This window comes from Alcanivorax sp. P2S70 (assembly GCF_000475295.1).
GTDB classification, from domain to species: Bacteria; Pseudomonadota; Gammaproteobacteria; order Pseudomonadales; family Alcanivoracaceae; genus Alcanivorax; species Alcanivorax profundi.
The window spans coordinates 355,333-379,338 of record NZ_AXBZ01000034.1; the positions used below are offsets into that span (position 1 = coordinate 355,333).

Sequence of the window (24,006 nt, forward strand, 5' to 3'; positions counted from 1 at the left end):
TGGACGCTCTGCCCGCGTCCCCCGCTAAGGGAGAGGGTAAGGCGCTCCAAAGCCCAATCACCAAGCCTGCGCTTTTGAACTTTTAACTTTTAACTTTGAACGGCTATTTCTGCCGCGCCTTGCGTTTCTCTTCCAGCGCGTCGGCCACCAGCGGTGGGACAAAGTTGTTTACATCCCCGTCCAGCAGGGCGATCTCGCGGATCAGGGAGCTGGAAATAAAGGACAAGTGTTCGGCGGGGGTGAGAAACACGGTTTCCAGATCCGGGGCCAGTTGGCGGTTCATATTGGCCAGCTGGAACTCATATTCAAAGTCGCTGACGGCGCGCAAGCCCCGTAGCAGGATGTTGCCGCCCTGCTCTTCACAGAAATGCGCCAGCAGTTTGGAAAAGCCACAGACCCTGACATTGGGCAGGTGAGACAGCACCCGCTGTGTAAGTTCGACCCGTTCTTCAAGGGTGAACAATGGCCCTTTCTTTTCGCTGGCAGCAATGCCGACCACCACTTCATCGAACATCTTGGCAGCCCGTTCCACCAGGTCCAGGTGGCCATTGGTAATAGGATCGAAGGTGCCGGGGTAGATTACGCGGTTGGTCATAGGGGAATTGCCTCTCTGTCTGCAGGATCCATGGCGGGACAAGGTCCGCCATTACCGTGGCGCAAGGATACCCCAAGCGCCGGCTGCCGTGCAGGTCTGTGGGGGGGTGTCGTTTTGGGCGGGGGGTAATGCGCGCATCGGAGGGGGGCGCCCAGGCGTGGTGGGGGGCGAGTGGAAATGACAAAAATGTGACGATAAAACTGGTTAACAGGCCACAAAATGCCACGTTTTGTGCTTTTCCTGTAAGCAATATCCTACAAAGAATTAAGCGATTTCCGTGTTGTTTTGCCTTGCACAATTGGTCAGATTTTGATCCGTTGATGTGAAACTTTCTTCATCCCCAAATAACGGCCGCTTGTCGCCCCAAGGTTCCCTGATCCCGTTTGGGAGGACTAGCGTGAGAAGCAGATCACTGATGAACAGAGAAGTAGAGCGAAGGGAGTAAGGGCTTGCTCCCACAGGGCAGAAGGAAAGTATCACTCCATGGATGTGAATAACAATGAAGCAGCAGCGACTTGGTTTTGTAGGTTTAGGGGATGACACGGCCAGTGCCTGTTTATCCATGTTGAAGATCATGGACGGGCGCTCAGGTATCTCGTGGAGTCTCAGCGATCCGGATGCGGCCGATGTGTTGATGGTCGCCAACGAAAGCACCGATGAAACCCGACGCTGGGAACACACCAGCAAGCCCCGGATTGTGGTTTACCACCACAACGAACCCAAACCTTCTGCCTCCCACGTCTTGCAACATCCTTTCCGTGTCATGCAGCTGCTGAGTGTCCTTGAAGATGTTGCCAGTCTGCTTGCTCCCACCCAATCTCAGACACCGCTGAAAACGGACTTGCCCCCTTCCAGTATTCAGGCGGGCGCAGAAGCCGCTGACGTGGGAGAGTTCTGGGACAGTCTACATGAACTTCTTTATGGAGATTTTCCTGCCGCAGCCCACTGGTACGTGGCGCAAAGCGATGAAGGAGAATTGTGGCTGGATGCCCGCAGTCGTCGTTTCATGGCAGACCCGTTGTTGCTCAAGCGGATGATGCATCACAACATCCGCCCCGGGGTACTGCGGGCCTGTAATGCTCCTGCTACCGAAGGTGCTGTGGCGTGCTCGTTGTTTGCCATGAGCTGGATGATAACACCGCATCTGCCCGCGGGGCTCTCATCCTGGATCAGTGCGGACAGCGCCTTTCAGCTATTGCGCTGGCCAAGCTTTGGCAGCCTTGCCAAAAGCCGTTCTGATCTCACCCTGTGTGCCTTGTTGACGAAGAAAGCGCTTACTCGCGATCAGGTGCTGTCGCTTTCTCAGGCGGCGGAAGATGACACGGACCGTTTTATCAATGCCTGTGCCATGAGCGGCCTGATGCGTTACGACAAGGCGGATTTGCAAACGTTGCCGGGCGTCTCGGCAGAGGCTGCGGGGAGCCGTTTCGGCGGGCTGATCAAGGGACTGCGTAGTCGACTGGGGTTGAGTGCATAGCGATGACCGAAGGCGAGTTCAAAATTATTTTTACCGGGCCCATGGGCGCAGGCAAGACAACGGCGATAACGGCGCTGAGTGACCAGGAATGTGTCTCGACAGATGTGGTCAACACCGATCTTGAACAGTGCGACAAGGCGCTGACGACCGCCGCCCTGGATTACGGCCATATTGATATCCCCGGTGCCAGCGGAGTGCGTTTATACGGCACACCAGGTCAGGAGCGTTTTCGCTTTATGTGGCCAATTCTGGCCAGCAATGCCGCAGGGGTCATTGTGCTTCTGAATGGCCAGCATCCCGATCTTCACGAACACCTGTCGACCTTTGTTGATGCCTTTTGGGAAGGCGGCCGGATGCCGATGGTGATTGGCGTGGGGCGTCTCTCTGATGATGACTTTTTCACCATCGATGCCATTACCGAAGCGCTGGTTGAACGCAACATCAATCCGCCGGTTCTGTCAGTGGATGTGAGAAGGAAAGACGATGTGCTGCTTCTGGTCGAAGCACTGCTTTGTCAGATTGAAGTTAACGAACTGGGGTTGGCGGAAGCATGAAAGCAGGATCCGTTATTAGTAAAACAGCGGTTGGTATTGCCGAAAAACAGTTACAGATTTTCAGCAACAGTACGCCAGGGGTTACCTCTGCGGTGCTGTTGAGCAGTGACGGTTTCGAAGTTGCTGCATTGCAGGTGGACAAAAAGAGCGCCAGCCGCCTGGCGGCCATGGGGAGTTCTCTGGCCGCCATTAGTTCCGCTATCGCCAAGGAGGCGGGTATTTCCGAGTGCAGTCGTCTGATCGTGGAATCGGACGAAGGCGTCGTGGCGGTTATGAAAGTACCGAATCTTGAACCACCCATGGCACTTGCCGTGGTGGCCAATGATGCCTCTTTGCTTGGGCAGCTTCTTTGGGGAGCCAAAACCTGCTGTGAAGAGTTAAGCAAGAAACTGGGTAACCAGTCCTGAATCTACGTAGAAAAAGCCTTTCTTAAGGAGAAGTATTATGGCGAATGTAAAAGACAGCATGGCGGCCTTGTTGGAACCCGATGGTGCAATGTGTACCGCTATTGTGGACTCCAACAGCGGCATGGTTCTGGGGCAGCAGGGAACAGGTCTGGATCTGGAGCTGGCTGCTGCCGGGAATACAGAAGTGGTCCGCGCCAAGCTGAAAACCATGAAGTCCCTGGGTCTGAACGATAAAATCGAGGATATCCTGATTACGCTGGGTACCCAGTATCACATCATCCGACCGGTGTCTTCGAAGGAAGGCTTGTTCATCTACCTGGTGCTGGACAAGAACAAGTCGAACCTGGCGTTGGCCCGCCGTGCCTGCCAGGAAGTGGAAAATTCGCTGGAACTGTAAGTGTAGGTTTTCTGTCTCGTGTTACCGCCGGCACTCCCATGCCGGCGGCTCTTTTTGGGGGATGTCCTGGCATTGCTGGGGCGCACAGAGCTCCGCGCCCGGACCGCTATTTGCCCGCCAATGATAGTAATGGTCAATTCTGGTTTTTTTGGTAACCCGCCCTGCCTGACAATTCGCTGACTTTTCTGGTGTCTGCCAAGTTTGGCTTCTAGGTTGGAGCCAACCGTGAATGCATACCAAGGAGTTCAGCATGGCCGCCACCCAAAGTGAAATGGCACACGATAATGCCGTGACGGGATTTGCCCAGGCACAACAGACCGGCACAAGCAGTGAGGAAGCCCTGGCGATTTTCGATGCACTGGAGCCGGTGGAGACCGATTTCATGCTGGGGGCGTGGAAAGGGGAAGGTTTTGAGACCGGCCACCCCATGGACGGTATGCTTGAGCGTTGCCATTGGCACGGCAAGCGTTTCGACACCACCGAGCATGTGCACCCGCTGGTGTTTCGCAAACGCAACGGCGAGCTGTCCAGCGTCAAGCCGCTGCTGGCCATGCCGGGCCTCGGCCTGCTGGACAAGCTCACCTTCCTGAAAACCGATGCCGCAGGGTCCATGTTCCAAACCCTGATTCCCCTGCTGTCCGGCAACAAGTCTGCTGCCCGTCTGCGCATGACCACCTACCGCGGCAAGCCCACCGCGACCATGGTGTACGACAACCTGCCCATCAATGATGTCTTTCGCAAGGTGGATGACAATACCGTGCTCGGCATCATGGACCTGAAAGGCATGAAGCAGCCTTTCTTCTTTGTGCTGCGTCGCGACGGCTAATGCTCGCGCTGCGTGCAGCACAAAAAGTGCTGCACGCAGAGAGTCAGCACCTCGTCCGTGTCCGGGTGCACCAACCCGTGCTGTTTCATGTAGTCGCTGCTGGCCCGGGTATCGAACCGGGTTGTCTGAATGAAGTGCAAGGCTTCCGGCCAGGTATTCATTAATCGCGGTAACCCTGGCAACCGTAACAATCCTCTCAACAGTGGTATCGGCAAATAGTGGCGGGGCGGTTTACGTCCCAGTGCTGCCGCACAGTGTTGCAGGAGCCCGCCCAGTGATGGCGTGTTTGGATCCAGCGCGAGCAGTCGTGCAGGGGCCTGTGGGTCAACACAGGCAAGGGCGATAAGCTCGGCGAGCCCGTCCACGCAGACCAGCGGCAACCAGTGGCGTTGACTCCCCGGGATCATCGCCAACCGGCCGGCGTGCAGGTTGGCAATCAGCTGGTAAAGCGGTTGCTGGGGGTCCAGTTCACCGCGTTGGCTGTGACCTGACACCGTCGCCGGCTGGATTTCTACCATGTCCAGCGGGTGTTGACGGGCAAACTCCCGTACCCGGATGGCCGCTTCCAGCTTGCTGGCTTCGTAACCGCCTGCCCGCGTGTAGACACTGGGCCATTCGGTCTTTCCTCCAGGTTGGGTATCGATCCCCAATCGAGCCAGATGCGCGTGGTTTTCGAGCATGAAGCCACTGATGAACACCAGCCGGCATTGTTGTTGTCTGGCCAGTTCCGCTACCGCCAGGCTGCCCGCCACGTTGGTGCGCCGGGCTTCTGCCATGGCCAGCTGCCAGGCAAAACGGGCACCCAGATGTACGATCGCGGACAGCGCGGGTAGCGGGCCCTGCAACCCCAGCGAGGTCTCGTCCAGGTCGCCTTTTACGGCGCTGAGTGCGTGTTCGTCACCCCCAAGCTGGCGGATCTGTTGCTTCAGTGTGGGCAGTTGTGTGGTCGGGTCCCGCAGTAGCGCAACGACATGATGCTGTTGGCTCGTCAGTGTGGCGCAGACATGGCGGCCAATAAAACCGGTGGCACCGGTAACCAGAATGGTCATTGGGTCAGGCTCCTTGCAGTGTGTGATGGGTGGGGTCTGTTGTCACCCTAAAGGCTGGAGTAAGCTCCAAGGTCAAGCACGACCTTCAGCCACTGAGACAGGGAGGGTGTCCGATGCGAATTGCCGAGTTGGAAGCTCGCACCGGTGTAAGCCGGGATACGCTTCGCTATTACGAAAAGGAAGGACTGCTGCAGGAGGTCTCTCGCAGCGGCAATAACTACCGGGATTATCCGGAAAAGGCGGTGGAGCGGGTGGCCATGTTGACCCAACTCAAGGGGCTGGGTTTCACCCTGCGGGAAATTCGCGACGTGCTGGATGCATTGCGGGCAGACAGTATCAACTGTGCTGAGGGGGCGAGGTTGATGGCGAGCAAGCGGGCGGCCGTGAAGGCGCGAATCCGCGAACTCAGACAGCTCAGCGCTCTGCTGGGCAAAGAGCAAGCGCGGTTGGAGCAGCAGGCCCGTGAGCATGGGCAGGCCATTCATGAATAATCTGCCCCCCTCGGGTTTTGCGCCACAATATACGTTGCGTGAGCGTTGGCGGATGCTGTTGCTGACGTTGCTTTGGGCGGTGCCGTTATTGTTGCTGACAACAAAAATTTTCCTGCCCTGGTTCGACGCGGTTGTGCCCCTTGCCCACTGCCATGAATACCTGGGTATCAATGGATTGACGCTGGTGATCTATGGCGTGTTAGTCGGCTTGCCCGCTTCGCTGGTGGTCGTGGTGGTGTTGTTGGAAGGGCGACGAAGCTGGCGCACCTGGCGGCTCGGGCAGTTCCCCCTGCCAGGAGAAAAGGTGTTGCGCCCGACCCGTTATGTGTACGGCCGGCGGGCCCGTTTGCGCCCGGCGTTGTTTTTCATGGTTGTGTTGTTGGTGTGCGGTTTGTCGGCGCAAGGCTGGGTGTGGGCAGGTAATCTTCTGCCAAAATTGACGCCGGATTTGTCCGTGTGTTTTTCGGGGATCGCGAGATGAGGACAACATGAGCACAGCACAGTGGGTGACGGTGTTGGTGGTGATTGGCTTTGCCCCATTGGGGTTGGCGCTGCTGGGCAGTGGTATTGCCCGGTTGAAAGGCACACGGCTGGATGCCGCCGAAGCCGAGCCCTGTTTCGTGGCGGGTGTGGATATCAGTGGTGTGCTCTACACGCTGTTCATGTGCCACTGGCTGATGATTTTCACGGCCCCGATCGGTGTTGGGGGTGTGATCTGGGGTGCGGTGGTGACGTTCTGGTAGGGGTTGCCGGTCCCGTCGGGTGAAGGCCCTTTGCGGTGCCCTTTGGGCACTGAGCCTGCCGGGCCCCGGAGACAAGGCGCGGGGCGTTGTCTCCGGGGCTTGCCGGTAAACGCGAGTCACACGCTCAGCGATTCCGCCAGTTGTGTCGCGTTGCGGGCACTGATGCCGTAGATGGTGAGCTGTGGGTTAACCCCGAGGCTGGTGGGGAACACCGATCCATCAATGACGTACAGGCCATTCAGGTACTTGTAGCTGCCGTCACTGTTAACGGTGCAGTGGCTGTCATCCTGACCCATGGTTAAGCCTCCCATCACATGGGCGCTGCCCAGGCCGGTAATGGTGGGCGCATAGTCCAGGCTGGCAATGCCGGCTTTGGCTTCCTTCCAGCTTTTGTAGTACGGGGCATCGTGGTGCCCTGGCCGAACCTGTTTGGCGCCCGCCGCAAACTGCATTTCCAGCATGGTCAGATGGGCACGTCGGGTGCCGTCGAGCAGGTAGTCATTCACCGGGTAGTCCAGCAGCGGCTCGCCATTGTCCCGCAGTTCTACACGGCCGCCCTGGCTGTCTTCATGGAAGCCGTCGCGAAGCAGGGCGATGGACGCGGCCAGGTTGGGCAACTGTTCCGCCTGCTGTCGTGCATCGATGCCGTAACCGCCGACCAGCGCCGTATTCAGGCCAGGATGCATGGGCATCATTTCCAGCTTGTAGCCTGCCGGGCCATCGACTCCATGCTTGAAGACAAACTCATCGGAGTACATGGATTGCGGGGCACCGTAGTAAGGAGCGATTTCCTTGTCGTAAATGCCGTAGGCAAAATTGGTGGGGTGCAGGAAGGTCCGTGTGCCGACCAGCCCCTTGGGGTCCGGCGCCTCAGAGCGTAACAGCAACGCCGGGCTCTGCATGCTGCCACCGGCGGTGACCACGGCACGGGCCTTCAGGGTGACCGTGGCGCCAGTGGGCTGTTTGTCGTTTTGCAGGGGATGGACGATCACCCCGGTGACCGTGTCACCCTCAATCACCAGCTGGTGTGCCTGGGCGCTGTGGATCAGGGTGGCGCCTTGGTTGAGCGCTTCCGGAAGGGTGGTGACCAGCATGGACATCTTGGCATTGGTCGGGCAGCCCATGCCGCAGTAGCCGATGTTCCAGCAGCCGCTCACATTGCGGGGGATCACATCCACATGCCAGCCCTTGGCATCGCAACCGCGCTTGAGCACATCGTTGTTGGCGTTGGGGGGCATGATCCACTTTTCGATGTTCAGGCGCTGCTCCATTTTGGCAAACCAGGGATCCAGGGACGCCCGGTCGAGCCCGTCCACGCCGTAGCGATCGCGCCAGAAATTCAGGGTTTCGTGAGGGGTGCGGAAAGAACTGGTCCAGTTGACCACGGTGGTGCCGCCCACTGCCCTTCCCTGCAGGATGGTCATGCCGGCATCCTTGGTGGCACGCATGGCGCCTTCCTGATACAGGTCGCGGTAGGCCTCGCCTTCGTCCATGTTGAACTGGTCAGAGGTTTTCAGCCGGGCGGCCTCGACGATGATGACCTTCAGGCCTTGCTGGCTGAGAATTTCGGCGCTGACGCCGCCACCGGCACCACTGCCGATAATGACGACATCGGCTTCCAGGGTGCGGTTGTCGTGAATGGTTCGGCCGTCGATCACGTCCCAGCCATTGGCGGCGGGGTCTTTCCACGGATCGGACACCTTGATCGGGAGAGAACTGAGGTCCTGCATGGCTAATCCTTGTTATTTGGCTGGCAGACAATCAGGCAAGTATTTTCTTTGGCGGGCCGGGGTAGCCGGTGCTGCGCGCGGCCTCCGGTTTCACATACCAGGCCATGTGCATTGGCTGGGTAAGGCCCTTGAGGGCCATGCGGGCAATGCTGTTTTCCTTGGCTGACCAGTCGGCCAGGGTCTGTTGCAGTTGCTCGTCACTTTGCTCGGCAAAGCTTGCCCAGGTGCCGGTCAGAAACCAGCGGGCGGCGCCCAATTGCAGCAGATCCAGTAACTGGAACAAGGTCGCCCGTGTGCCGGGCATGGCGCCTTCCAGAAGATCGTCATAGGCCTTCATGCCATCTTCGGCAGACGCGTTGACCGCGGCCAGCGCCGGGCCCATGACCACGCCAACCAACGGGGTGAGCAGTTCGATGTCTTGCTGACGAAAGTAGCGGTAGCCCGTCGCTGGGCCATCATTGCTGGCGCAGCCACTCAGCAGGGCGAGCCCGGAGCCGGTGGCGAGCATGGCGCTGCCAAAGGCGCCCAATTTGAGGAAGCCGCGACGGTTGATTCCCTGATCCATAGCGCACTCTTGTTTGTTGTTAGTGTTGGTAGTGGAGACCAGCTTTGAATAAATCCACAGGACGAACAAGCCATAAACGGTTAATAACAAGGTGAAAAACGTCACCCCGGGTGCGCCGGGATGACGTGGTGTCCTGCGGTCGGCTCCAGGATTATTTCAGCATGTGCTTGAACATGAACTTGTGCATGCCCCGGCCATAAGGCGGCAGGATAAACCTGGTGGCGTTGAACTTGCCCTTCTTGTAAATCCCTTTTGCCTTGGAGAAGGTCTGGAAACCTTCCGGGCCGTGGTAGGCCCCCATGCCGGAGGGGCCGATACCGCCAAACGGAATGTCATCCACGCCCACATGCGAGATGGTGTCGTTGAGGCAGACGCCACCGGAATGGGTGTGCTTGAGCACCTGGTCGCAGTTGTCCTGGTTCCAGTCGAAGTAGTACAGCGCCAGCGGACGGGGGCGGTCGTTGACGTACTCGATGGCCTCATTGAGTGTCTTGTAGGGCACGACAATCATCAGCGGGCCGAAGATCTCATCTTGGGCAATGCGCATGTCATCGGTGACATTGAGCACCATGGTGTGAGGGATCTTCTGGCTGCCGGTGAAATCTTCGTTGGCAGGGTTGATCTCGATCACCGTGGCGCCTTTTTCGCGAGCCTCCTGAATGTAGCCTGTGAGGCGGCTGTGCTGACGCTCATTGACGATGGCCGTGAAGTCCGGGTTGTTCACCATGGTCGGGTACGACTGCGTCACCTGGGCTTTCCAGGCCTCGATGAATTCATCCATGCGATGTTCCGGGCACAGAATGTAATCCGGGGCGACACAGGTCTGGCCGGAGTTCAGGCACTTGCCGAAGGCAATCCGTTCAGCGGCGTCCTTCATGGGGAAATCCTGGCCGATGATGCAGGGGCTCTTGCCGCCCAGTTCCAGGGTCACCGGCGTCAGATTATTGGCGGCGGCACGCATCACATGTTTGCCCACCGCGGTGGAGCCGGTGAACAGCAGATGGTCGAAGGGCAGCTGGGAGAAGGCCTGGGCCACGTCCACTTCACCGTTGATGACGGCGACCTGGTCTTCCGGGAACAATTCGCCAATCAGCTTCTCCAGCAGCGCGCCGGTGCGGGGAGTGGCTTCACTCATTTTCACCATCACCCGGTTGCCGGCGGCGAGCGCCGTGATCAGCGGTACGACGGCCAGCTGAATCGGATAGTTCCAGGGCACCATGATGCCCACCACACCCAGCGGCTGGTATTCCACCCAGGTCTTGCCGGGCCAGCTCAGGGCGCTGACATGACGCTTGCTGGGCTTCATCCACTTGCGCAGTCGCTTGGTGGTGTACTTCAGGCCTTCCAGGGTAATCATGATCTCGGCCAGCTTGGTCTCGTCCACCGCACGGTTGGTGAAATCCGCGCTGATGGCATTGGCCCAGGCATCCTGGTGGTCCACCAGCATGGGGCGAATGCGGCTGATCAGGTCAATACGCTGTTCGGCAGTGGGATAGGGATGCTGGCGGTAGGCCGCCTTCTGGGCATCAAAAATGCGCTGCATGCGCTGGATTTCAGTATTGTTCTGCTGCAGTTCTTTCACTTCGGCGACCATGGTCTTCGCCTCCCGAGTTCAATTGTTGTGACTGTTTTGTATAAGATGGCTGCCGGTAGCCCACTGCAAAGTCCGGTTCGCTACCGCCTAAAAATTAATCTTGAATCGATTTTTAGAGTAATTACTCTAAGAGTCAACAGCGCTTCTGTAAACGTCGACCTTTGGCCCATAATGACCAGCACTAAAGACCGTATCCTCGAAACCAGCCTGGCCCTGTTCAACCAGCAGGGAGAACGCAACGTGACCACCAATCACATTGCCGAGGCGCTGGGCATCAGCCCGGGCAACCTGTACTACCACTTCCGTAACAAGGGAGTGATTGTGGCGGGGTTGTTCGATCGCTATCAGCAGCAGTTGCTGCAACTGCTCGAAGCGCCCCAGGGACCGCTGAGCTGGCGGGTGAAGGTGTACTATTTCGAAGGGTTGCTGGCGGCCATGTGGCAGTACCGCTTTTTTCACCGGGACTTGTCCCACTTCCTGCAGGCGGACCCACAGCTGGCCGCCAGCTACCACCGTTTTGTGCAGGCGGTACTGGTTCGCGGGACGGTGATTTACGAGGAATTGCGCAGCAGTGGCATTATCGAGGTCGATGACGAACAGCTGCAGGGGCTGATGGTGAACACCTGGATCATCATGTCCACCTGGGCGGCGCTGGTGCACGGTTTGCGCCCGGATGCGGCCAGCGATGAAGCCCTGGACGAAGGGCTGATGCGCCACGGCATCTACCAGATTATCTGTCTGGAAGAGCCTTTTCTGCGCGGTGAGGCCCGTGACCATCTTCAGGAGATGAAAGACCGTTACCGCTCGGCGGACAGCACCATGCAGCTGTTGATGGGGTTTCCCATGGAGCTTGCCGGGGAAGAATGAGGCCGGGTGTGGCGGCGAGCGCGGCTTGCGGCCGCCGCGCTCGCACGGTTCAGTCGGTCAGCCAGCTGACCTTGCCCTGGCACACGGTGAGCTTCACATTGCCTTTCAGTACCGCGCGGCGCCACGGCGAGTTGTTGCCGGCGGATAGCCAGTGTTCGCCATAATCCTTGCGGCTTTGCGCATCCACCACACACAGGCTGGCCGGGCGACCGGTTTCCAGCTGACCTGCCTGAATACCCAGGCAGCGTGCCGGCGCGGCGGTGACTGCATCCAGTGCCCGGGTCAGGCTCAGCTTGCCCTCGTCCACCAGTTCCAGCACCAGTGACAGCAGGGTATCCACGCCAGCCATGCCAGGCCGGGTTGCCGGGAACGGTGCCGCCTTGCTGGACGAACCGATAGGGGTGTGCTGAGAGCAAATGGCGTCGATGGTGCCGTCGGCGACTGCCTCCAGCAGGGCTTCGCGGTCCTGGGCACTGCGCAGCGGGGGGATCACGTGGCAGTAGCTGTTGAAGCCTTCCAGTGCGGATTCGTCCAGCAGCAGATGCTGAATGCTGACATCGGCCGTTACCGGCAGGCCCTGCTGCTTGGCTTCACGGAGCAAGCGCAGGGACTGACGGCTGGAAATCTGTTGAAAGTGCGCACGCACCCCGGTGGCTTCCACCAGCAGCAGATCCCGGGACAAATCGACGCTCTCAGCGATGGCCGGGATGCCGGGCAGCCCCAGACGGGTGGCCACGGGCCCTTCATGGGCACAACCGCCGGCACTGAGGGCCGAGTCCTGTGGGCGGAACATGACGGGCATATCGAAGGTGGCGGCATATTCCAGGCAGCGTTTCAGCACCAGGGCGCTGGCAATACGGCGCCCGGCATTACCGGCAGCAATACAGCCCGCCTTGGCCAGGGTGGCCATTTCCGCCAGCTGTTCACCCTGCAGCCCCTGGGTCATGGCCGCGATGGGCATAATGCGGGCAAAGCCCGCCTGCCCGGCCTGTTCGCGAATCAGGCGCACCACCGCAGTGGAATCGACCGGTCCGCAATCGGGCTGGGCCGCCATGTGGGTAATACCACCGGCAGCGGCAGCGCGGGTTTCGCTGGCGATGTCGCCAGTGCGACCACTGCCTGGCAGCGACAGGTGCACACAGGCATCCACCAGACCTGGCAACACCCAATGGCCGTCCGCTTCAATAATGTCGGCACCGGGGGCGTCGAGACTGGCGCCGATACGTGTCAGGCGCCCGTTTTCGATCAACAGGTCAGCCACATCATCGCGACCAGAGGCGGGGTCGATCACCCGACCTTTGCGGATCAGGATATTGGCCTTAGCTGCCATGGGCGCCTCCTTGTGCGGCCACGCTGTCCTGACCGCTGATCGCCATGGACATGACCGCCATCCGCACGGCGATCCCGAAGGTGACCTGGTTGAGAATCACCGAGCGGGGGCCGTCAGCCACCTCTGACGCGATTTCCACCCCCCGGTTGATGGGGCCCGGGTGCATCACGATGGCGTCCTCTTTGGCGAATTGCAGTTTGTCGTTGTTGAGCCCGTACAGCCGGAAGAATTCCCCTTCACTGGGCAGCAAGGCAGAGTCCATGCGCTCTTTTTGAAGGCGCAACATGATGACCACATCTACCTCTTTGAGGCCCTGGGCCATATCGGTAAAAACAGTGGCGCCCAGGGCTTCGGCATCCACGGGTAACAGGGTTTTGGGGCCGATCAGGCGGACTTCTTCGGCCCCCAGCGTATTCAGGGCGTGGACCTGGGAGCGGGCCACTCGGGAGTGCAGGATATCGCCGACAATGGCCACCTTCAGGCCGGCAAAGCCGCCCTTGTAGTGACGAATGGTGTACATGTCGAGCATGGCCTGGGTCGGGTGGGCATGGCGCCCGTCGCCGGCGTTGATCACGGCCACATTGGGGGTGACCTCGTTGGCGATAAAAAACGGTGCGCCGGAATCCTGGTGGCGCACTACGAACATGTCGGCGGCCATGGCTTCCAGATTGCGCAGGGTATCGAGCAGGGTTTCGCCCTTGCTGGTCGCCGACTTGGCAATGTCCAGGTTGAGTACGTCCGCGCTCAGGCGCTGGGCAGCCAGCTCGAAGGTGCTGCGGGTACGGGTACTCGATTCGAAGAACAGATTCACCACGGTCTTGCCGCGCAGCAGCGGCACCTTCTTGATGGACCGTCCACCCACATCGACAAAACTGGCGGCGGTATCAAGGATGTCTTCCAACAGGGGACGGGGGAGGTGCTCGGTGGTGAGGAAATGGCGAAGCTTACCGTCGTCGGTAAGTTGTACGCGGGAGGATGGCGCAAGCGTCATTCGGAGGCCTGTTATCAGTTTCCTGGGCCACCGTGCCGGTGGCAGTTTTTTCGCAAGACAAGGCGCCGTGAGCACCGTGTAGTTATTCTACATAAGCGAACGGCAACACCGTATTGCGGAAAAAGGGACCCGGCCCTTCGGGTTGTGCCGTAAATAGCGCCATGCCGTGTTGCTCGTCGTTCATTTGGATAAACCAAACATCACCCCTCGCGCCTTGCCTGGCGCTATTTACGGCGCAACACGGCGGCCCAGGAAACTGATAACAGGCCTAGGCCATTGTGTCTCGTATCTCCGCCACAAGGGGGGCGGGCCCGCGTAATTCTACCCGTTGATGGGGGGGCAATGCCAAAGTTTCGCCACAAATATCGGCACGAATCGGCAATTCCCGGTGGCCGATATCAAACAGCACTGCCAGGCTGATGGACGCCGGGCGGCCAAAATCGAACAGTTCATTCATGGCTGCACGTATGGTGCGGCCGGTCATCAGCACATCATCCACCAGCAAAATGTGCTGGCCATCCACATCAAAGGGCAGCTTGGAGGGGGTGACTGTGGCTTTCAGGCCCCGTGTATCGAAGTCGTCCCGGTAGAAGGCTGGATTCAGGGTGCCCATGGGCAGCGGCTTGGCCAGTTTGTTGTTCAGTGCGGTGGCGACCCAGGCGCCGCCGGATTCGATGCCTACCAGCAACGGGCTGCGGCCGTGAAAGTGGGCATCAATGGCTGCGGCCATGCTGCTGAGGTGTGTCTGTAGTTGTTGTTCGTCCCAACTCAAGGGGCTCTCCAGAAAATCGATACTGACGGTAGGTGCCATGCTTGTATGGCGAAAGACAAGCATGGCCTCTGTTGTGCAAAGAATAAAGCCTGATCAGGCGCGAGTTGCGAGATACGGGTTTTGAAAGGCAAAGCCTTCCTCCCGAACGGTGGGACCGGTGGTTCCACTGCGAACAAAGGCCCGAGCGTGGCCATTGCGGTCGAACGACCGCTCCCACTCTATCGCCTAGCGCCTGTGAGCGGCTGCAGGACACCCAAGGATCTCCCGCAGCTGAGCGGCTGCAGGACACCCAAGGATCTCCCGCAGCCACCCTCATCCCTAACCATCCGATCAAACCCTTCAGTTTTTTGGGATGGGAGTCACCCGGTCCCTCACGGTAAGTTTTGTACAGTGTTGAAACTTGTGTCGTCTGAACGGCTCCAACCAAAGACGGGACGACGGTGAGGGAAAGGGAAGCAGGATGCCAATACGCAATGACCGTACACGCTATGGATGGCTCAGCATTGGCCTGCACTGGCTGGTGGCCGCCACAGTGATCGGCCTGTTTGCGCTGGGCCTGTGGATGGTGGACCTGGGCTACTACGACCCCTGGTATCGCACCGGCCCGGATATCCATCGCAGCATTGGGATTCTGTTGTTTGCGGTCATGCTGGTGCGATTGCTCTGGCGATGGTTATCCCCTCCCCCGGCATCCCTGCCAACCCACCAGCGCTGGGAAACCCTGTTGGCTCATCTCGCCCATTGGGCCCTGTACCTGTTGTTATTTGTGGCGATGGTTAGCGGTTACCTGATCAGCAGTGCGGATGGTTCATCGGTGTCAGTGTTTGGCGGGTTTTCGGTACCCTCCCTTACCGGGCATCAATCCGGGCTGGAAGACATCGCAGGCGATATTCATGAAGTCGCTGTCTGGAGCCTTATCGTGTTGGCGGGGCTGCATGCCCTGGCCGCGCTCAAACACCATTTTCTTGATCGTGACGATACCCTGCGCCGTATGCTGGGGCTGTCGCCGCGACACCCAACCCCGTCATCACCTGGAGAGTCACAATGATGGTAAGTCTGATGAAAAAAGCGGGCCTGGCCACCGCCGCCCTGATGCTCAGTACCCTGGCTTTTGCTGAACCTGGCGGCACCTATCAGTTCGACAAGAAAGGCGCACACCAGTTTGTCATGTTCAAGATTTCCCACCTGGGTTACAGCTGGTTGTATGGCCGCTTCAATGACTTCAATGGCACCTTCACTGTGGATGCTGACAATCCGGAAAAAAGCAGTGTCCAGGCCACCATCCAGACCGCCAGTGTCGATTCCAATCACGCCGAGCGTGACAAGCACCTGCGTGGTGACGACTTCCTGGATGTGGACAAGTACCCCACCGCCACCTTCCAGAGCACCAGCATTGAAAAAACCGGCGACAAGACCGCCAAAATCACCGGTGACTTCACCCTGCACGGCGTCACCAAGCCGGTGACGTTGGATGCCAAACTCATTGGCTACGGCGATGATCCCTGGGGCGGTTACCGCATGGGCCTGGAAGCCAGTACCACACTCAAACTGGCCGACTTCGGCATCACCAAGAATCTTGGCCCGGCCTCTGAGAGCGTAGAGATCATTATCTCGGTGGAGGGGATCAAGAAGTAACAGGGCTTCTGCTACGGCGGAGATTGGCTCACGCCAATTTCCGCCCTACGCCAACTGCTAGACCGGCTGGCCGCCCTCGCTCCAAAACCCTTCGGCAATAATCACTGCTGCCATGGAGTCCACCCGGCTATCAGCTTTTTGAATGCCGGTTCGCTCGCGCGCTTCACGAGTCGTGAGACGCTCATCTACCAACCAGACCTTCATGCCAAAGCGACCCTTCAGGCGGCCGGCAAATTTCTTTGCCCGGGCAGTGGATTCACTGTCAGTACCGTCCATGTTCAAAGGCAAGCCCACCACCAACGCCTCAGGCTCCCATTCTTTCAACAGGGCAGCGATGTCATCCCAGTTAGGTTGGGTGTTCTTGCAAGGCAGGGCTTTCAGGGGCGAGGCGGTACCCAGCAGTTCGTTGCCGCTGGCCACGCCGATTTTTTGTGTGCCGTAATCAAACGCCAAAATCATGAGGGGCAGTGAGCAGTTAACCGTGAATAGTGAATAGTTGCGCGACGACTGATCCGTGTTTTTGTCAATCTGTCCGTCGCGCACACGCCAAGGCCGCGGCCTGCCGCCTCGGGAAAAGAAAAAACCGATCTCGCGTCACTGTTCACTGTTAACTCTTCACTATTAACTGCTAGCTGTGTCCTGCCTGGGTTGCAATCAGGCTCATGTCGACGCCGATACGGGCGGCGGCAGCATGCCAGGTTTGTTCAAAGGGGGTGTCGAGGATCAGTTCGCGGCTGGCGGGGGTGCTGAGCCAGGCGTTTTCGACCAGTTCCTGTTCCAGTTGTCCGGCTTCCCAGCCCGCATAGCCCAGACACACCAGTGACTGCTCCGGGCCTTCGCCGATGGCGATGGCTTCGAGGATGTCGCGGCTGGTGGTGAGCATCAGGCCATCGCTGAGCAGGATGCTGGACTGCCAATGGGTGCTGGCCGCGTGGAGGATGAAGCCGGCTTCCTGTTGCACTGGGCCACCGGCCACGACGCGGTGTCGTTCAGACGGCGGCACTTCGATCTCGATATCCATGTCGGCAAGAATATCGCCGAGACTGATCTGCACCGGGCGGTTGAGGGTCAGCCCCATGGCTCCCTCGCTGCTGTGCTCAACGATATAGGTTACTGAATGTTCGAAGTTGGGGTCGGCCATTTGCGGCATGGCCACCAGCAACTGGTGTTTCAGGGTTGTCTCGTCCATGGGGACAGTATCCGGCGCCGGGGGAGGAGCTGCAAGCTTCAAGCTTCAAGCTTCAAGCTACAAGCTACAACGCGGGAAAGCATCCGGAGCCATTCCGCAAACGCACGCGCCGCGCCGCCGCCATGTGTCGATCTTTGGATCGTTGCAGCGCGGAGTCCCAATCTTGCAATCAACTCTGCCCTGAATTCGTGTTGTAGCTTGTAGCTTGCCGCTGTTACTTCGACGAAACCCGCCGGTTACTGTCGAATTTCCAGGTGCGGATGATTTCCAGTACATCCATGTTCTGGCGCATTTCGGCGCTGAACGGATCGAAGGGAGCGGCCAGGCGCACACTCTGCACGGCGGCCTGGTCCAGGAACTTGTGGCCGGATGACTGGAGTACGCGGGTTTCCTTGATGCTGCCGTCCTTGTTCAGTGCCACCAGCAGGCGCACGGCGCCAAAGGTGTTGCTGTTGAGGGCCTGGGGCGGGAAGTGGCGGGTACCCATGGCTTCCACTTCGCGGCGGAAGGTATCGATGTACTGAGCTTCATAGTGCGCTTTGGCGGAGACCGAGGTCAGGCGGCGGATGCGCGGGCGCTTGGCGTAGGCCTGCTTCTGCTCGGCCAGGCGCGCTTGCAGGCTGGCGATCTCCCGGCTCAGGTCCGCCAGGTTTTCCTGTTCGGCCACTTTCAGCGGCTTTTTCTCTGTCTTGTCTTTTTGCTCGGTGTTGATCTTGTAGTCGCTGTCGCGCTGGGTGGTAATGACCAGCAGTTGCGACTGACGCTGGTACTGCTCGGTGGTGGTCTGCTCCTTGAGCTGCACATTTTCGAGCTTGTTATCGGCAAAGTCGGCCTGCTCAGTGGTGGTTAGTTCCTGCTTGTCGGCCTGGTCACCGGAGCCTTCCTGGTTGCTCTGGGCGATAAAGTCCGCTTCGTCCGGGGCGTTGTCGCTCTGGAACTGGGCGAGGGTCACTTCCAGGGTATGGGGGGCGGCGCGCTGTTTTTCCGGGGCGAAATTGACCCCGAAAACAAGGATGCCATGGAAGGCCAACGCCAGAAATACCGTGAAGGTGAGGCGGTCGTTGGCGCTGACGGGGGAATTGGCTGCCATGAGTGTGTCTTATCGCTACTGCTTTTTAATTATTGATCATGCGAGCGGCTATTCTGGGTGTCGCGGGAGTCAGTCTGCAAGCGATGATGCGTTGAACTTAGACGCAGGTCGAACGATTGCAGGAAGGGCGCCGTCAGGCGCCTTCACGTAACTCCAGCAGGGTGTCAAACAGCTGCCCGGCAATATTGATATCAAAAATGGCATCCAGCTCGCGGATGCAGGTGGGGCTGGTGACGTTGATTTCGGTGAGATAATCACCGATCACGTCCAGACCCACGAAATACAGCCCCTTGCGCTTGAGCGTAGGCCCCACCTGCTCACAGATCCAGCGGTCCCGGTCGCTCAGCTCCCGGCCCTGGCCGGTGCCACCGGCGGCCAGGTTGCCGCGCAGCTCGCCTTCCTTGGGGATCCGCGCCAGTGCATAGGGCACCGGCTCGCCGTTGATCATCAGGATGCGCTTGTCGCCCTCGGTGATCTCCGGCACGAAGCGCTGGGCCATGATCGGCGTTTTGCCATGCTGGGTGAGCACCTCAATCACTACCGAGATATTGGGGCTGTCCTTGCGCACCCGGAAGATGTTGCTGCCGCCCATGCCGTCCAGCGGCTTCATCACAGTGTCACCGAATTCCCGTACAAAATCGCGCAACAGGCCGGCCTGGCTGCTGACCAGGGTGGGGGCGCAGCACTGCGGGAAGTCGGTGGCGAACAGTTTTTCGTTGCTGTCGCGCACGCTGCCGGGGCGGTTGACGACCAGTACACCCTCGCGCTCCGCTTTCTCCAGCAGATAGGTGGCGTAGATGTATTCCGTGTTGAACGGCGGGTCCTGGCGCATCAGGATAATGTCCAGATCGGCCAGATCGTGATTCACGGCATCGGCCATACGGTACCAATCGTCGTTATTGTCAGTGACGGTCAGTGTCCGGGTGGCAGCAAAGGTGCGACCATCGCGCACATACAGATCGCCTGGCTCCATGTAGTGCAGGGACCAGCCGCGGCGCTGGGCCTCCAGCATCATGGCAAAGGTGCTGTCTTTCCAGGGTTTGATCTTGGCGATGGGATCCATCACCACGCCGATGCGCAGGCTCATGGGGTCTCCACTGGGACGGGAACGGGGCTGGCCAATCTTAGCAGCGCTGAAGGGTGTTCGCTACGCATGCAGGAACAGCCCGCTTTCTCAAGTTTCACAGGGCCTTATAGATTGATTGTAGAATCTGTGTTAAAAACTTCGCTTGGGTTGATAATGCCACAGGCCCCGCCCATCGAATTACTAAAAAGGCCAAAAATTACAACAAGTTGCGGCCAATTACGGTTCACGGTTAAAGGCAGTTTCCATGACTGACAATTTCCAAGACCTCAAGGTAATGGTGATCGACGATTCCAAGACTATTCGTCGTACCGCTGAGACCTTGTTGAAAAAAGCAGGTTGTGAAGTGATCACCGCCACCGATGGCTTCGATGCCTTGGCCAAAATCGCGGACAGCAAACCCAGTATCATTTTTGTGGATATCATGATGCCGCGGCTGGATGGTTATCAGACCTGCGCGCTGATCAAGAACAACAGTGCCTTCAAGTCCACCCCGGTGATCATGCTGTCCTCCAAGGACGGTCTGTTCGACAAGGCCAAGGGCCGCATCGTGGGTTCCGACGAATACCTGACCAAGCCGTTCTCCAAGGACGAGCTGCTTGGGGCAATTCGTCAGCATATATCAGGTTAAGCGGCATTGCCGCGTAACCGGAAGAGGAAAAGATGGCACGTATTCTGATTGTGGATGACTCTCCCACCGAGACCTACAAACTCCGGGAGATCCTGGAAAAGCACGGCCACGAGGTGCTCGAGGCCGCCAACGGGGCCGATGGGGTGGCGATGGCGCGCTCCGAGCTGCCGGAGCTGGTTCTGATGGATGTAGTGATGCCTGGCCTGAATGGCTTCCAGGCGACTCGCCAGCTCACCAAGGGTGCTGATACCGCTCACATTCCCATCGTCATCGTGACCACCAAGGATCAGGAAACCGACCGAGTCTGGGGCAAGCGCCAGGGCGCCCGGGATTACCTGACCAAGCCGGTGGATGAAGATGTGCTCCTGCAAACCGTCGACCGCATGCTGGCCGACAGCTGAACCTGGAGCCTTCCATGAGTGCAACCGCGTCAGCCCCCTATATCAAGCTTGCCGAATACCATCAGCGTTGCCGTGAGCAGGCCCGTGACCTGCCCATGCAGCAGGATGCGGTGAGTTACTGGAGTGGCGTGGGATTTGTGCTTGATGGCAAGAAATACGTCGCACCGCTGGATGAGGTTTCCGAAATTCTGACGGTGCCCTCCTACACCCGGATACCGGGCGCCCAAAGTTGGATGAAGGGGATCGCCAACGTGCGGGGCAGGCTGATGACCGTGATGGATCTCAGCGGTTTTCTGGAAAAAAGTTCACCGGTACAGGAGCGGCGGCGAAGACTGCTGGTGCTGGACCAGGATGACCTCTACACAGGGATGACAGTGGATGAGGTGCTGGGGATGCAACATTTCCCCATTGATGAGTTTGTGGAATCACTGCCGGTTAGCGACCCCTCTGTCACAGGGTATGTGCGCGGGGCCTATCGGCGCGAAGGGGAGTACTGGTCCGTTTTCAGCCTTAGCCGGCTGGCAGAGGACCCGCGTTTTATGCAGGTAGCCCGCACCGGCTAGCTGCAGCGCGTACTAGGGGTACATAAGAAGAGCGAACGCCAGGCCAGGAGCCAGACTATGAAGTTCAATCCGGGAGCATTTTTCGACAAACTGCGGGGGGGTGCGAGCGGCGGTAATTCGCTGAATATTGCACTGTATATTGGTCTTGCCATTTTTCTCGTATTGGCATTGATCAACTTCCTGCTGTCTGCCACTACTGCGAACGAAGCCCAGGAAAATATTACCCGGGCCTCCGAGATGCGGGTAATTTCCCAGCAGCTGGCAAAGAACGCCCTGGAAGCGGCTGCCGGCAACGCCGACGCCTTCGAATTGCTGGATAAATCGCGAAAAGGTTTCCAGGAAGCCTGGGGCGCGGTAAAAGACAAGGAAGTGTCCGATCCACAGGTGCAGCAACGGCTGGAGACTCTGTGGAATGAAGTGGACGATAACGCCTCCACCATTCTGAAAGGGGAAGACCCGGTTCTGGATCTGCACGAAGTGGCAGACACCCTGGCCCAGACCATTCCTTCCCTTCAGGCGGAATATGAAGGCGTAGTGGAAATTCTGGTCATGAACGGCGCTGACCCGGAGCAGATCGCCTTTGCGCAGCGCCAATCCTGGCTGGCCGAGCGTATCGTGCGTTCTATCTCCAAGGTGCTGGAAGGTGGCGACGGCGCGGTGATTGCAGCGGATTCCTTTGGCCGTGATGCCAGCCTCTTCGGCCGTGTCATGAATGGCATGATCGAAGGCGACAGCGCCATGGGTATTGACCAGGTCAATGACCCGGACGCGCTGGATTATCTGGCCGAGGTGGCCGATCTGTTCGACGAATTCGTTACCCAGTCCGTGGACGAGATCCTGGAAACGGCCCCGGAGCTGTTCCAGGTGCGTAACGCGGCAGACACCATCTTCCGTCGCTCGCAGGACCTGCTTCAGGAAGCGACTAACCTGAACAACCAGTTTGAAGATTCCACCGGTACTTTCTTCCCGTCGGTGACGTTGGGTGGTATGTCTGCCGCTATTGCGGTGCTGCTGTTCTTCCTGATCATGGCTCAACGGAACCGCCAGGAAGCGAAAAAGAAAGAAGAACTGGAAAGCGAAAACCAGCGTAACCAGGCGGCGATTCTGCGTCTGCTCGATGAGCTGGGTGACCTCGCTGACGGTGACCTTACCGTACAGGCGACGGTAACCGAGGACTTCACCGGGGCCATCGCGGACTCCATCAACTACTCCATTGACCAGCTGCGCAGCCTGGTGCAGACCATTAACAACACCGCGGTACAGGTCGCGTCGGCGGCTCAGGAAACCCAGTCCACGGCGATGCATCTGGCTGAGGCGTCCGAGCACCAGGCGCAGGAAATCGCCGGGGCTTCGGCGGCGGTAAATGAGATGGCGGTATCCATTGACCAGGTATCGGCCAATGCCGCCGAGTCCGCCGCGGTAGCGGAACGGGCGGTAGCCATCGCCAACAAGGGTGCCGAAGTGGTACAGGCAACCATCCATGGTATGGACACGATCCGCGAGCAGATTCAGGAAACCTCCAAACGGATCAAGCGTCTGGGTGAATCCTCCCAGGAGATTGGTGACATCGTTTCGTTGATTAACGATATTGCGGACCAAACCAACATCCTCGCATTGAATGCTGCCATTCAGGCGTCCATGGCTGGTGAAGCCGGCCGGGGCTTCGCGGTGGTAGCGGATGAGGTACAGCGCCTTGCGGAACGTTCTGCCGCGGCCACCAAGCAGATTGAGACACTGGTAAAAACCATTCAGACCGATACCAACGAAGCGGTTATCTCCATGGAGGCCACCACGGCCGAGGTAGTGAAAGGGGCTCGTCTGGCGCAGGATGCGGGTGTGGCACTGGAAGAAATTGAAAACGTATCCAAGACCCTGGCTGACCTGATCCAGAACATTTCCAATGCGGCGCGCCAGCAGGCGGCGTCAGCAGGTCACATTTCCAACACCATGAACGTGATCCAGGAAATTACCTCTCAGACCTCGGCGGGTACCACGGCCACCGCACGGTCCATTGGTAACCTGGCCGAGATGGCTCAGGAAATGCGTAACTCCGTTGCCGGCTTCCGCCTGCCGGAGCACTCCTGATCCGGTTGATGCCGGTTAAAGGGGTTTTGCGATGGGTGCGGCCATGACAGATCGCTGGTCGATCAAGAACACGCCAGCCATGGATATGGAGCAATTCCAGCTGTGGCAGGCGTTGTTGGAAGATCGTACCGGGATGACGTTGTCGACCGAACGCAAGACCTTCCTTGAAACCAGCTTGAGCATACGAATGCGCGAGTTGGGGATCGAGGACTACGACACCTATTACGAGCACCTGATGGTGGGCACCACTCAAACGCGGGCCATGGAATGGTCCGTACTGGTGGATAGGCTCACCGTGCAGGAAACCAGTTTTTTCCGTCACCCGGGCTCGTTTGCCCTGGTGGAGGAATTCGTACAGCGCTTCATGGCCGAGCAGCCTGACGCTGCCAATCTGGACGTGTGGAGCGTGGGGTGCTCCACCGGTGAGGAAGCCTATTCCCTTGCCATGCTGATCAACGAGCAGTTTTGCGGCAATGACCGCAAGCTGTTTTACGGCATCACGGCAACGGATATCAGTCTCCCAACCCTGTCGAAAGCCCGCCGTGGAGAGTATCCGGCAAGACGCATCCTGCAGGTGGATCCGAGCCTGCGGGAAAAATATTTTCTGCCGTCCGAGAACGGTCAGACGGTCAGCGTCGCGCCACAACTCAAGGAGCGAATCTGCTTCGCCCGGCTCAATGTGCTGGATCTGGGCAATGCGCCCATGAACAACATGGATCTGATTTTTTGCCAGAACATGTTGATCTATTTCCGGCGCTGGCGGAAACGGCAGATCGTCAATCGGTTGGCCGAGCGGCTGGCCCCCGGGGGGATGCTGATACTGGGCCCCGGGGAAGTAACAGACTGGCAGCATCCGGATCTGGAACGGGTGCACTTTGCCGATACGCTGGCCTTTCGGCGCTGTAGATAACAAGAAATCTGCCTCAAGGAAGGCAGGTTG

At 58.7% G+C, this 24,006-nt stretch carries 28 protein-coding genes; 16 read left to right on the forward strand and 12 right to left on the reverse strand.

Going from position 1 to position 24,006, the window contains the following annotated elements; genetic code table 11:
- Positions 1–103 precede the first annotated feature (103 nt).
- Positions 104–595, reverse strand: a complete 492-nt coding sequence (gene coaD, locus Q672_RS28825; protein WP_022985984.1) for a pantetheine-phosphate adenylyltransferase — start codon at positions 593–595, stop codon at positions 104–106.
- A 499-nt stretch (positions 596–1,094) separates the two neighbouring features.
- On the opposite strand from coaD, the gene Q672_RS28830 reads away from it, so the two are divergent.
- The 5 genes from Q672_RS28830 (at position 1,095) to Q672_RS28850 (ending at position 4,256) form a co-directional block, all read left to right on the forward strand.
- Positions 1,095–2,072 (forward strand): hypothetical protein, encoded by a 978-nt coding sequence (locus Q672_RS28830; RefSeq protein WP_022985985.1) that lies wholly within the window; start codon positions 1,095–1,097, stop codon positions 2,070–2,072.
- 2 nt (positions 2,073–2,074) lie between these two features.
- The gene (locus Q672_RS28835) at positions 2,075–2,626 is read left to right on the forward strand and encodes a GTP-binding protein (RefSeq protein WP_022985986.1); all 552 of its coding nucleotides are present in this window, start codon (positions 2,075–2,077) and stop codon (positions 2,624–2,626) included.
- Positions 2,623–3,033 (forward strand): roadblock/LC7 domain-containing protein, encoded by a 411-nt coding sequence (locus Q672_RS28840; protein ID WP_022985987.1) that lies wholly within the window; start codon positions 2,623–2,625, stop codon positions 3,031–3,033. The genes Q672_RS28835 and Q672_RS28840 overlap by 4 nt, the downstream gene beginning before the upstream one ends.
- 37 nt (positions 3,034–3,070) lie before the next feature.
- Positions 3,071–3,430 (forward strand): hypothetical protein, encoded by a 360-nt coding sequence (locus Q672_RS28845; RefSeq protein ID WP_022985988.1) that lies wholly within the window; start codon positions 3,071–3,073, stop codon positions 3,428–3,430.
- A gap of 250 nt (positions 3,431–3,680) precedes the next feature.
- Entirely contained in the window at positions 3,681–4,256 is a 576-nt protein-coding gene (locus Q672_RS28850) for a DUF4334 domain-containing protein (protein WP_022985989.1), read from the forward strand.
- On the opposite strand, the gene Q672_RS28855 is transcribed toward Q672_RS28850, so the two are convergent.
- Positions 4,253–5,305 (reverse strand): NAD-dependent epimerase/dehydratase family protein, encoded by a 1,053-nt coding sequence (locus Q672_RS28855; protein ID WP_022985990.1) that lies wholly within the window; start codon positions 5,303–5,305, stop codon positions 4,253–4,255. The two genes, Q672_RS28850 and Q672_RS28855, sit on opposite strands and share 4 nt — an antisense overlap.
- 113 nt (positions 5,306–5,418) lie before the next feature.
- Between Q672_RS28855 and Q672_RS28860 the strand changes: the two genes are divergently transcribed.
- Genes Q672_RS28860 through Q672_RS28865 form a run of 3 tightly spaced genes read left to right on the forward strand, consistent with a single transcriptional unit; the run spans position 5,419 to position 6,539 of the window.
- Positions 5,419–5,796 (forward strand): MerR family transcriptional regulator, encoded by a 378-nt coding sequence (locus Q672_RS28860; protein WP_022985991.1) that lies wholly within the window; start codon positions 5,419–5,421, stop codon positions 5,794–5,796.
- Positions 5,789–6,277, forward strand: a complete 489-nt coding sequence (locus Q672_RS0117280; RefSeq protein WP_035482308.1) for a hypothetical protein — start codon at positions 5,789–5,791, stop codon at positions 6,275–6,277. Before Q672_RS28860 ends, Q672_RS0117280 begins: the two co-directional genes overlap by 8 nt.
- Before the next feature lie 7 nt (positions 6,278–6,284).
- Positions 6,285–6,539 (forward strand): hypothetical protein, encoded by a 255-nt coding sequence (locus Q672_RS28865; protein ID WP_022985993.1) that lies wholly within the window; start codon positions 6,285–6,287, stop codon positions 6,537–6,539.
- Positions 6,540–6,655: 116 nt separating this feature from the next.
- On the opposite strand, the gene Q672_RS28870 is transcribed toward Q672_RS28865, so the two are convergent.
- From Q672_RS28870 to Q672_RS28880, 3 genes are all read right to left on the reverse strand, one after another.
- Positions 6,656–8,269: a GMC family oxidoreductase N-terminal domain-containing protein gene (locus tag Q672_RS28870; protein WP_022985994.1), complete on the reverse strand. Its 1,614-nt coding sequence runs from the start codon at positions 8,267–8,269 to the stop codon at positions 6,656–6,658.
- Positions 8,270–8,300: 31 nt separating this feature from the next.
- Positions 8,301–8,834: a hypothetical protein gene (locus Q672_RS28875; protein WP_022985995.1), complete on the reverse strand. Its 534-nt coding sequence runs from the start codon at positions 8,832–8,834 to the stop codon at positions 8,301–8,303.
- Between the two features lie 151 nt (positions 8,835–8,985).
- Positions 8,986–10,428 carry a coniferyl aldehyde dehydrogenase gene (locus Q672_RS28880; protein ID WP_022985996.1) on the reverse strand — a complete coding sequence of 481 codons (1,443 nt, stop codon included), beginning with the start codon at positions 10,426–10,428 and terminating at the stop codon, positions 8,986–8,988.
- A gap of 171 nt (positions 10,429–10,599) precedes the next feature.
- Between Q672_RS28880 and Q672_RS28885 the strand changes: the two genes are divergently transcribed.
- Positions 10,600–11,295, forward strand: a complete 696-nt coding sequence (locus tag Q672_RS28885) for a TetR/AcrR family transcriptional regulator (protein WP_022985997.1) — start codon at positions 10,600–10,602, stop codon at positions 11,293–11,295.
- A gap of 49 nt (positions 11,296–11,344) precedes the next feature.
- Here Q672_RS28885 and Q672_RS28890 read toward each other — a convergent pair whose 3' ends face one another.
- From Q672_RS28890 to pyrR, 3 genes are all read right to left on the reverse strand, one after another.
- Positions 11,345–12,625, reverse strand: a complete 1,281-nt coding sequence (locus Q672_RS28890) for a dihydroorotase (protein WP_022985998.1) — start codon at positions 12,623–12,625, stop codon at positions 11,345–11,347.
- Positions 12,615–13,616, reverse strand: coding sequence for an aspartate carbamoyltransferase catalytic subunit (locus Q672_RS28895; protein WP_022985999.1), 1,002 nt, complete (start codon positions 13,614–13,616; stop codon positions 12,615–12,617). Before Q672_RS28895 ends, Q672_RS28890 begins: the two co-directional genes overlap by 11 nt.
- Before the next feature lie 268 nt (positions 13,617–13,884).
- Positions 13,885–14,451: a bifunctional pyr operon transcriptional regulator/uracil phosphoribosyltransferase PyrR gene (gene pyrR / locus Q672_RS28900; RefSeq protein WP_119917913.1), complete on the reverse strand. Its 567-nt coding sequence runs from the start codon at positions 14,449–14,451 to the stop codon at positions 13,885–13,887.
- A 397-nt stretch (positions 14,452–14,848) separates the two neighbouring features.
- Between pyrR and Q672_RS28905 the strand changes: the two genes are divergently transcribed.
- Positions 14,849–15,436, forward strand: a complete 588-nt coding sequence (locus Q672_RS28905) for a cytochrome b (RefSeq protein ID WP_022986001.1) — start codon at positions 14,849–14,851, stop codon at positions 15,434–15,436.
- Complete coding sequence (locus Q672_RS28910) at positions 15,436–16,023, forward strand: YceI family protein (protein ID WP_233552456.1); 588 nt, start codon at positions 15,436–15,438, stop codon at positions 16,021–16,023. Before Q672_RS28905 ends, Q672_RS28910 begins: the two co-directional genes overlap by 1 nt.
- A gap of 57 nt (positions 16,024–16,080) precedes the next feature.
- On the opposite strand, the gene ruvX is transcribed toward Q672_RS28910, so the two are convergent.
- From ruvX to gshB, 4 genes are all read right to left on the reverse strand, one after another.
- Positions 16,081–16,482 carry a Holliday junction resolvase RuvX gene (gene ruvX, locus Q672_RS28915; RefSeq protein ID WP_031226711.1) on the reverse strand — a complete coding sequence of 134 codons (402 nt, stop codon included), beginning with the start codon at positions 16,480–16,482 and terminating at the stop codon, positions 16,081–16,083.
- 169 nt (positions 16,483–16,651) lie between these two features.
- Complete coding sequence (locus Q672_RS28920) at positions 16,652–17,212, reverse strand: YqgE/AlgH family protein (protein ID WP_022986004.1); 561 nt, start codon at positions 17,210–17,212, stop codon at positions 16,652–16,654.
- A 214-nt stretch (positions 17,213–17,426) separates the two neighbouring features.
- The gene (locus tag Q672_RS28925; protein WP_022986005.1) at positions 17,427–18,302 is read right to left on the reverse strand and encodes an energy transducer TonB; all 876 of its coding nucleotides are present in this window, start codon (positions 18,300–18,302) and stop codon (positions 17,427–17,429) included.
- 133 nt (positions 18,303–18,435) lie between these two features.
- Complete coding sequence (gshB, locus tag Q672_RS28930) at positions 18,436–19,389, reverse strand: glutathione synthase (protein ID WP_022986006.1); 954 nt, start codon at positions 19,387–19,389, stop codon at positions 18,436–18,438.
- Between the two features lie 244 nt (positions 19,390–19,633).
- Here gshB and pilG point away from each other — a divergent pair, with 244 nt between their 5' ends.
- Genes pilG through Q672_RS28955 form a run of 5 tightly spaced genes read left to right on the forward strand, consistent with a single transcriptional unit; the run spans position 19,634 to position 23,976 of the window.
- Positions 19,634–20,017 carry a twitching motility response regulator PilG gene (pilG, locus tag Q672_RS28935; protein ID WP_022986007.1) on the forward strand — a complete coding sequence of 128 codons (384 nt, stop codon included), beginning with the start codon at positions 19,634–19,636 and terminating at the stop codon, positions 20,015–20,017.
- A 32-nt stretch (positions 20,018–20,049) separates the two neighbouring features.
- Positions 20,050–20,418, forward strand: a complete 369-nt coding sequence (gene pilH / locus Q672_RS28940; protein ID WP_022986008.1) for a twitching motility response regulator PilH — start codon at positions 20,050–20,052, stop codon at positions 20,416–20,418.
- Between the two features lie 14 nt (positions 20,419–20,432).
- Positions 20,433–20,981, forward strand: a complete 549-nt coding sequence (locus Q672_RS28945; protein WP_022986009.1) for a chemotaxis protein CheW — start codon at positions 20,433–20,435, stop codon at positions 20,979–20,981.
- A gap of 57 nt (positions 20,982–21,038) precedes the next feature.
- A complete protein-coding gene (locus tag Q672_RS28950) occupies positions 21,039–23,066 on the forward strand; it encodes a methyl-accepting chemotaxis protein (RefSeq protein WP_022986010.1) in 2,028 nt (675 codons plus the stop codon).
- A gap of 31 nt (positions 23,067–23,097) precedes the next feature.
- Positions 23,098–23,976: a CheR family methyltransferase gene (locus Q672_RS28955; protein WP_022986011.1), complete on the forward strand. Its 879-nt coding sequence runs from the start codon at positions 23,098–23,100 to the stop codon at positions 23,974–23,976.
- The last annotated feature ends 30 nt before the right edge of the window (positions 23,977–24,006 follow it).

Excerpts from the sequence above, each read along its gene's own strand:
- coaD (WP_022985984.1), bottom strand. The coding sequence starts at position 595 with ATGACCAACCGCGTAATCTACCCCGGCACCTTCGATCCTATTACCAAT.
- Q672_RS28955 (WP_022986011.1), top strand. The coding sequence starts at position 23,098 with ATGGGTGCGGCCATGACAGATCGCTGGTCGATCAAGAACACGCCAGCC.
- Q672_RS28845 (WP_022985988.1), top strand. The coding sequence starts at position 3,071 with ATGGCGAATGTAAAAGACAGCATGGCGGCCTTGTTGGAACCCGATGGT.
- Q672_RS28905 (WP_022986001.1), top strand. The coding sequence starts at position 14,849 with ATGCCAATACGCAATGACCGTACACGCTATGGATGGCTCAGCATTGGC.
- Q672_RS28885 (WP_022985997.1), top strand. The coding sequence starts at position 10,600 with ATGACCAGCACTAAAGACCGTATCCTCGAAACCAGCCTGGCCCTGTTC.
- pilG (WP_022986007.1), top strand. The coding sequence starts at position 19,634 with ATGACTGACAATTTCCAAGACCTCAAGGTAATGGTGATCGACGATTCC.
- Q672_RS28860 (WP_022985991.1), top strand. The coding sequence starts at position 5,419 with ATGCGAATTGCCGAGTTGGAAGCTCGCACCGGTGTAAGCCGGGATACG.
- Q672_RS28855 (WP_022985990.1), bottom strand. The coding sequence starts at position 5,305 with ATGACCATTCTGGTTACCGGTGCCACCGGTTTTATTGGCCGCCATGTC.
- Q672_RS28835 (WP_022985986.1), top strand. The coding sequence starts at position 2,075 with ATGACCGAAGGCGAGTTCAAAATTATTTTTACCGGGCCCATGGGCGCA.
- Q672_RS28910 (WP_233552456.1), top strand. The coding sequence starts at position 15,436 with ATGGTAAGTCTGATGAAAAAAGCGGGCCTGGCCACCGCCGCCCTGATG.
- Q672_RS28875 (WP_022985995.1), bottom strand. The coding sequence starts at position 8,834 with ATGGATCAGGGAATCAACCGTCGCGGCTTCCTCAAATTGGGCGCCTTT.
- pyrR (WP_119917913.1), bottom strand. The coding sequence starts at position 14,451 with ATGCTTGTCTTTCGCCATACAAGCATGGCACCTACCGTCAGTATCGAT.
- ruvX (WP_031226711.1), bottom strand. The coding sequence starts at position 16,482 with ATGATTTTGGCGTTTGATTACGGCACACAAAAAATCGGCGTGGCCAGC.
- Q672_RS28840 (WP_022985987.1), top strand. The coding sequence starts at position 2,623 with ATGAAAGCAGGATCCGTTATTAGTAAAACAGCGGTTGGTATTGCCGAA.
- Q672_RS28895 (WP_022985999.1), bottom strand. The coding sequence starts at position 13,616 with ATGACGCTTGCGCCATCCTCCCGCGTACAACTTACCGACGACGGTAAG.
- Q672_RS28850 (WP_022985989.1), top strand. The coding sequence starts at position 3,681 with ATGGCCGCCACCCAAAGTGAAATGGCACACGATAATGCCGTGACGGGA.
- Q672_RS28880 (WP_022985996.1), bottom strand. The coding sequence starts at position 10,428 with ATGGTCGCCGAAGTGAAAGAACTGCAGCAGAACAATACTGAAATCCAG.
- Q672_RS28945 (WP_022986009.1), top strand. The coding sequence starts at position 20,433 with ATGAGTGCAACCGCGTCAGCCCCCTATATCAAGCTTGCCGAATACCAT.
- Q672_RS28830 (WP_022985985.1), top strand. The coding sequence starts at position 1,095 with ATGAAGCAGCAGCGACTTGGTTTTGTAGGTTTAGGGGATGACACGGCC.
- gshB (WP_022986006.1), bottom strand. The coding sequence starts at position 19,389 with ATGAGCCTGCGCATCGGCGTGGTGATGGATCCCATCGCCAAGATCAAA.
- Q672_RS28865 (WP_022985993.1), top strand. The coding sequence starts at position 6,285 with ATGAGCACAGCACAGTGGGTGACGGTGTTGGTGGTGATTGGCTTTGCC.
- Q672_RS0117280 (WP_035482308.1), top strand. The coding sequence starts at position 5,789 with ATGAATAATCTGCCCCCCTCGGGTTTTGCGCCACAATATACGTTGCGT.
- pilH (WP_022986008.1), top strand. The coding sequence starts at position 20,050 with ATGGCACGTATTCTGATTGTGGATGACTCTCCCACCGAGACCTACAAA.
- Q672_RS28950 (WP_022986010.1), top strand. The coding sequence starts at position 21,039 with ATGAAGTTCAATCCGGGAGCATTTTTCGACAAACTGCGGGGGGGTGCG.
- Q672_RS28890 (WP_022985998.1), bottom strand. The coding sequence starts at position 12,625 with ATGGCAGCTAAGGCCAATATCCTGATCCGCAAAGGTCGGGTGATCGAC.
- Q672_RS28870 (WP_022985994.1), bottom strand. The coding sequence starts at position 8,269 with ATGCAGGACCTCAGTTCTCTCCCGATCAAGGTGTCCGATCCGTGGAAA.
- Q672_RS28925 (WP_022986005.1), bottom strand. The coding sequence starts at position 18,302 with ATGGCAGCCAATTCCCCCGTCAGCGCCAACGACCGCCTCACCTTCACG.
- Q672_RS28920 (WP_022986004.1), bottom strand. The coding sequence starts at position 17,212 with ATGGACGAGACAACCCTGAAACACCAGTTGCTGGTGGCCATGCCGCAA.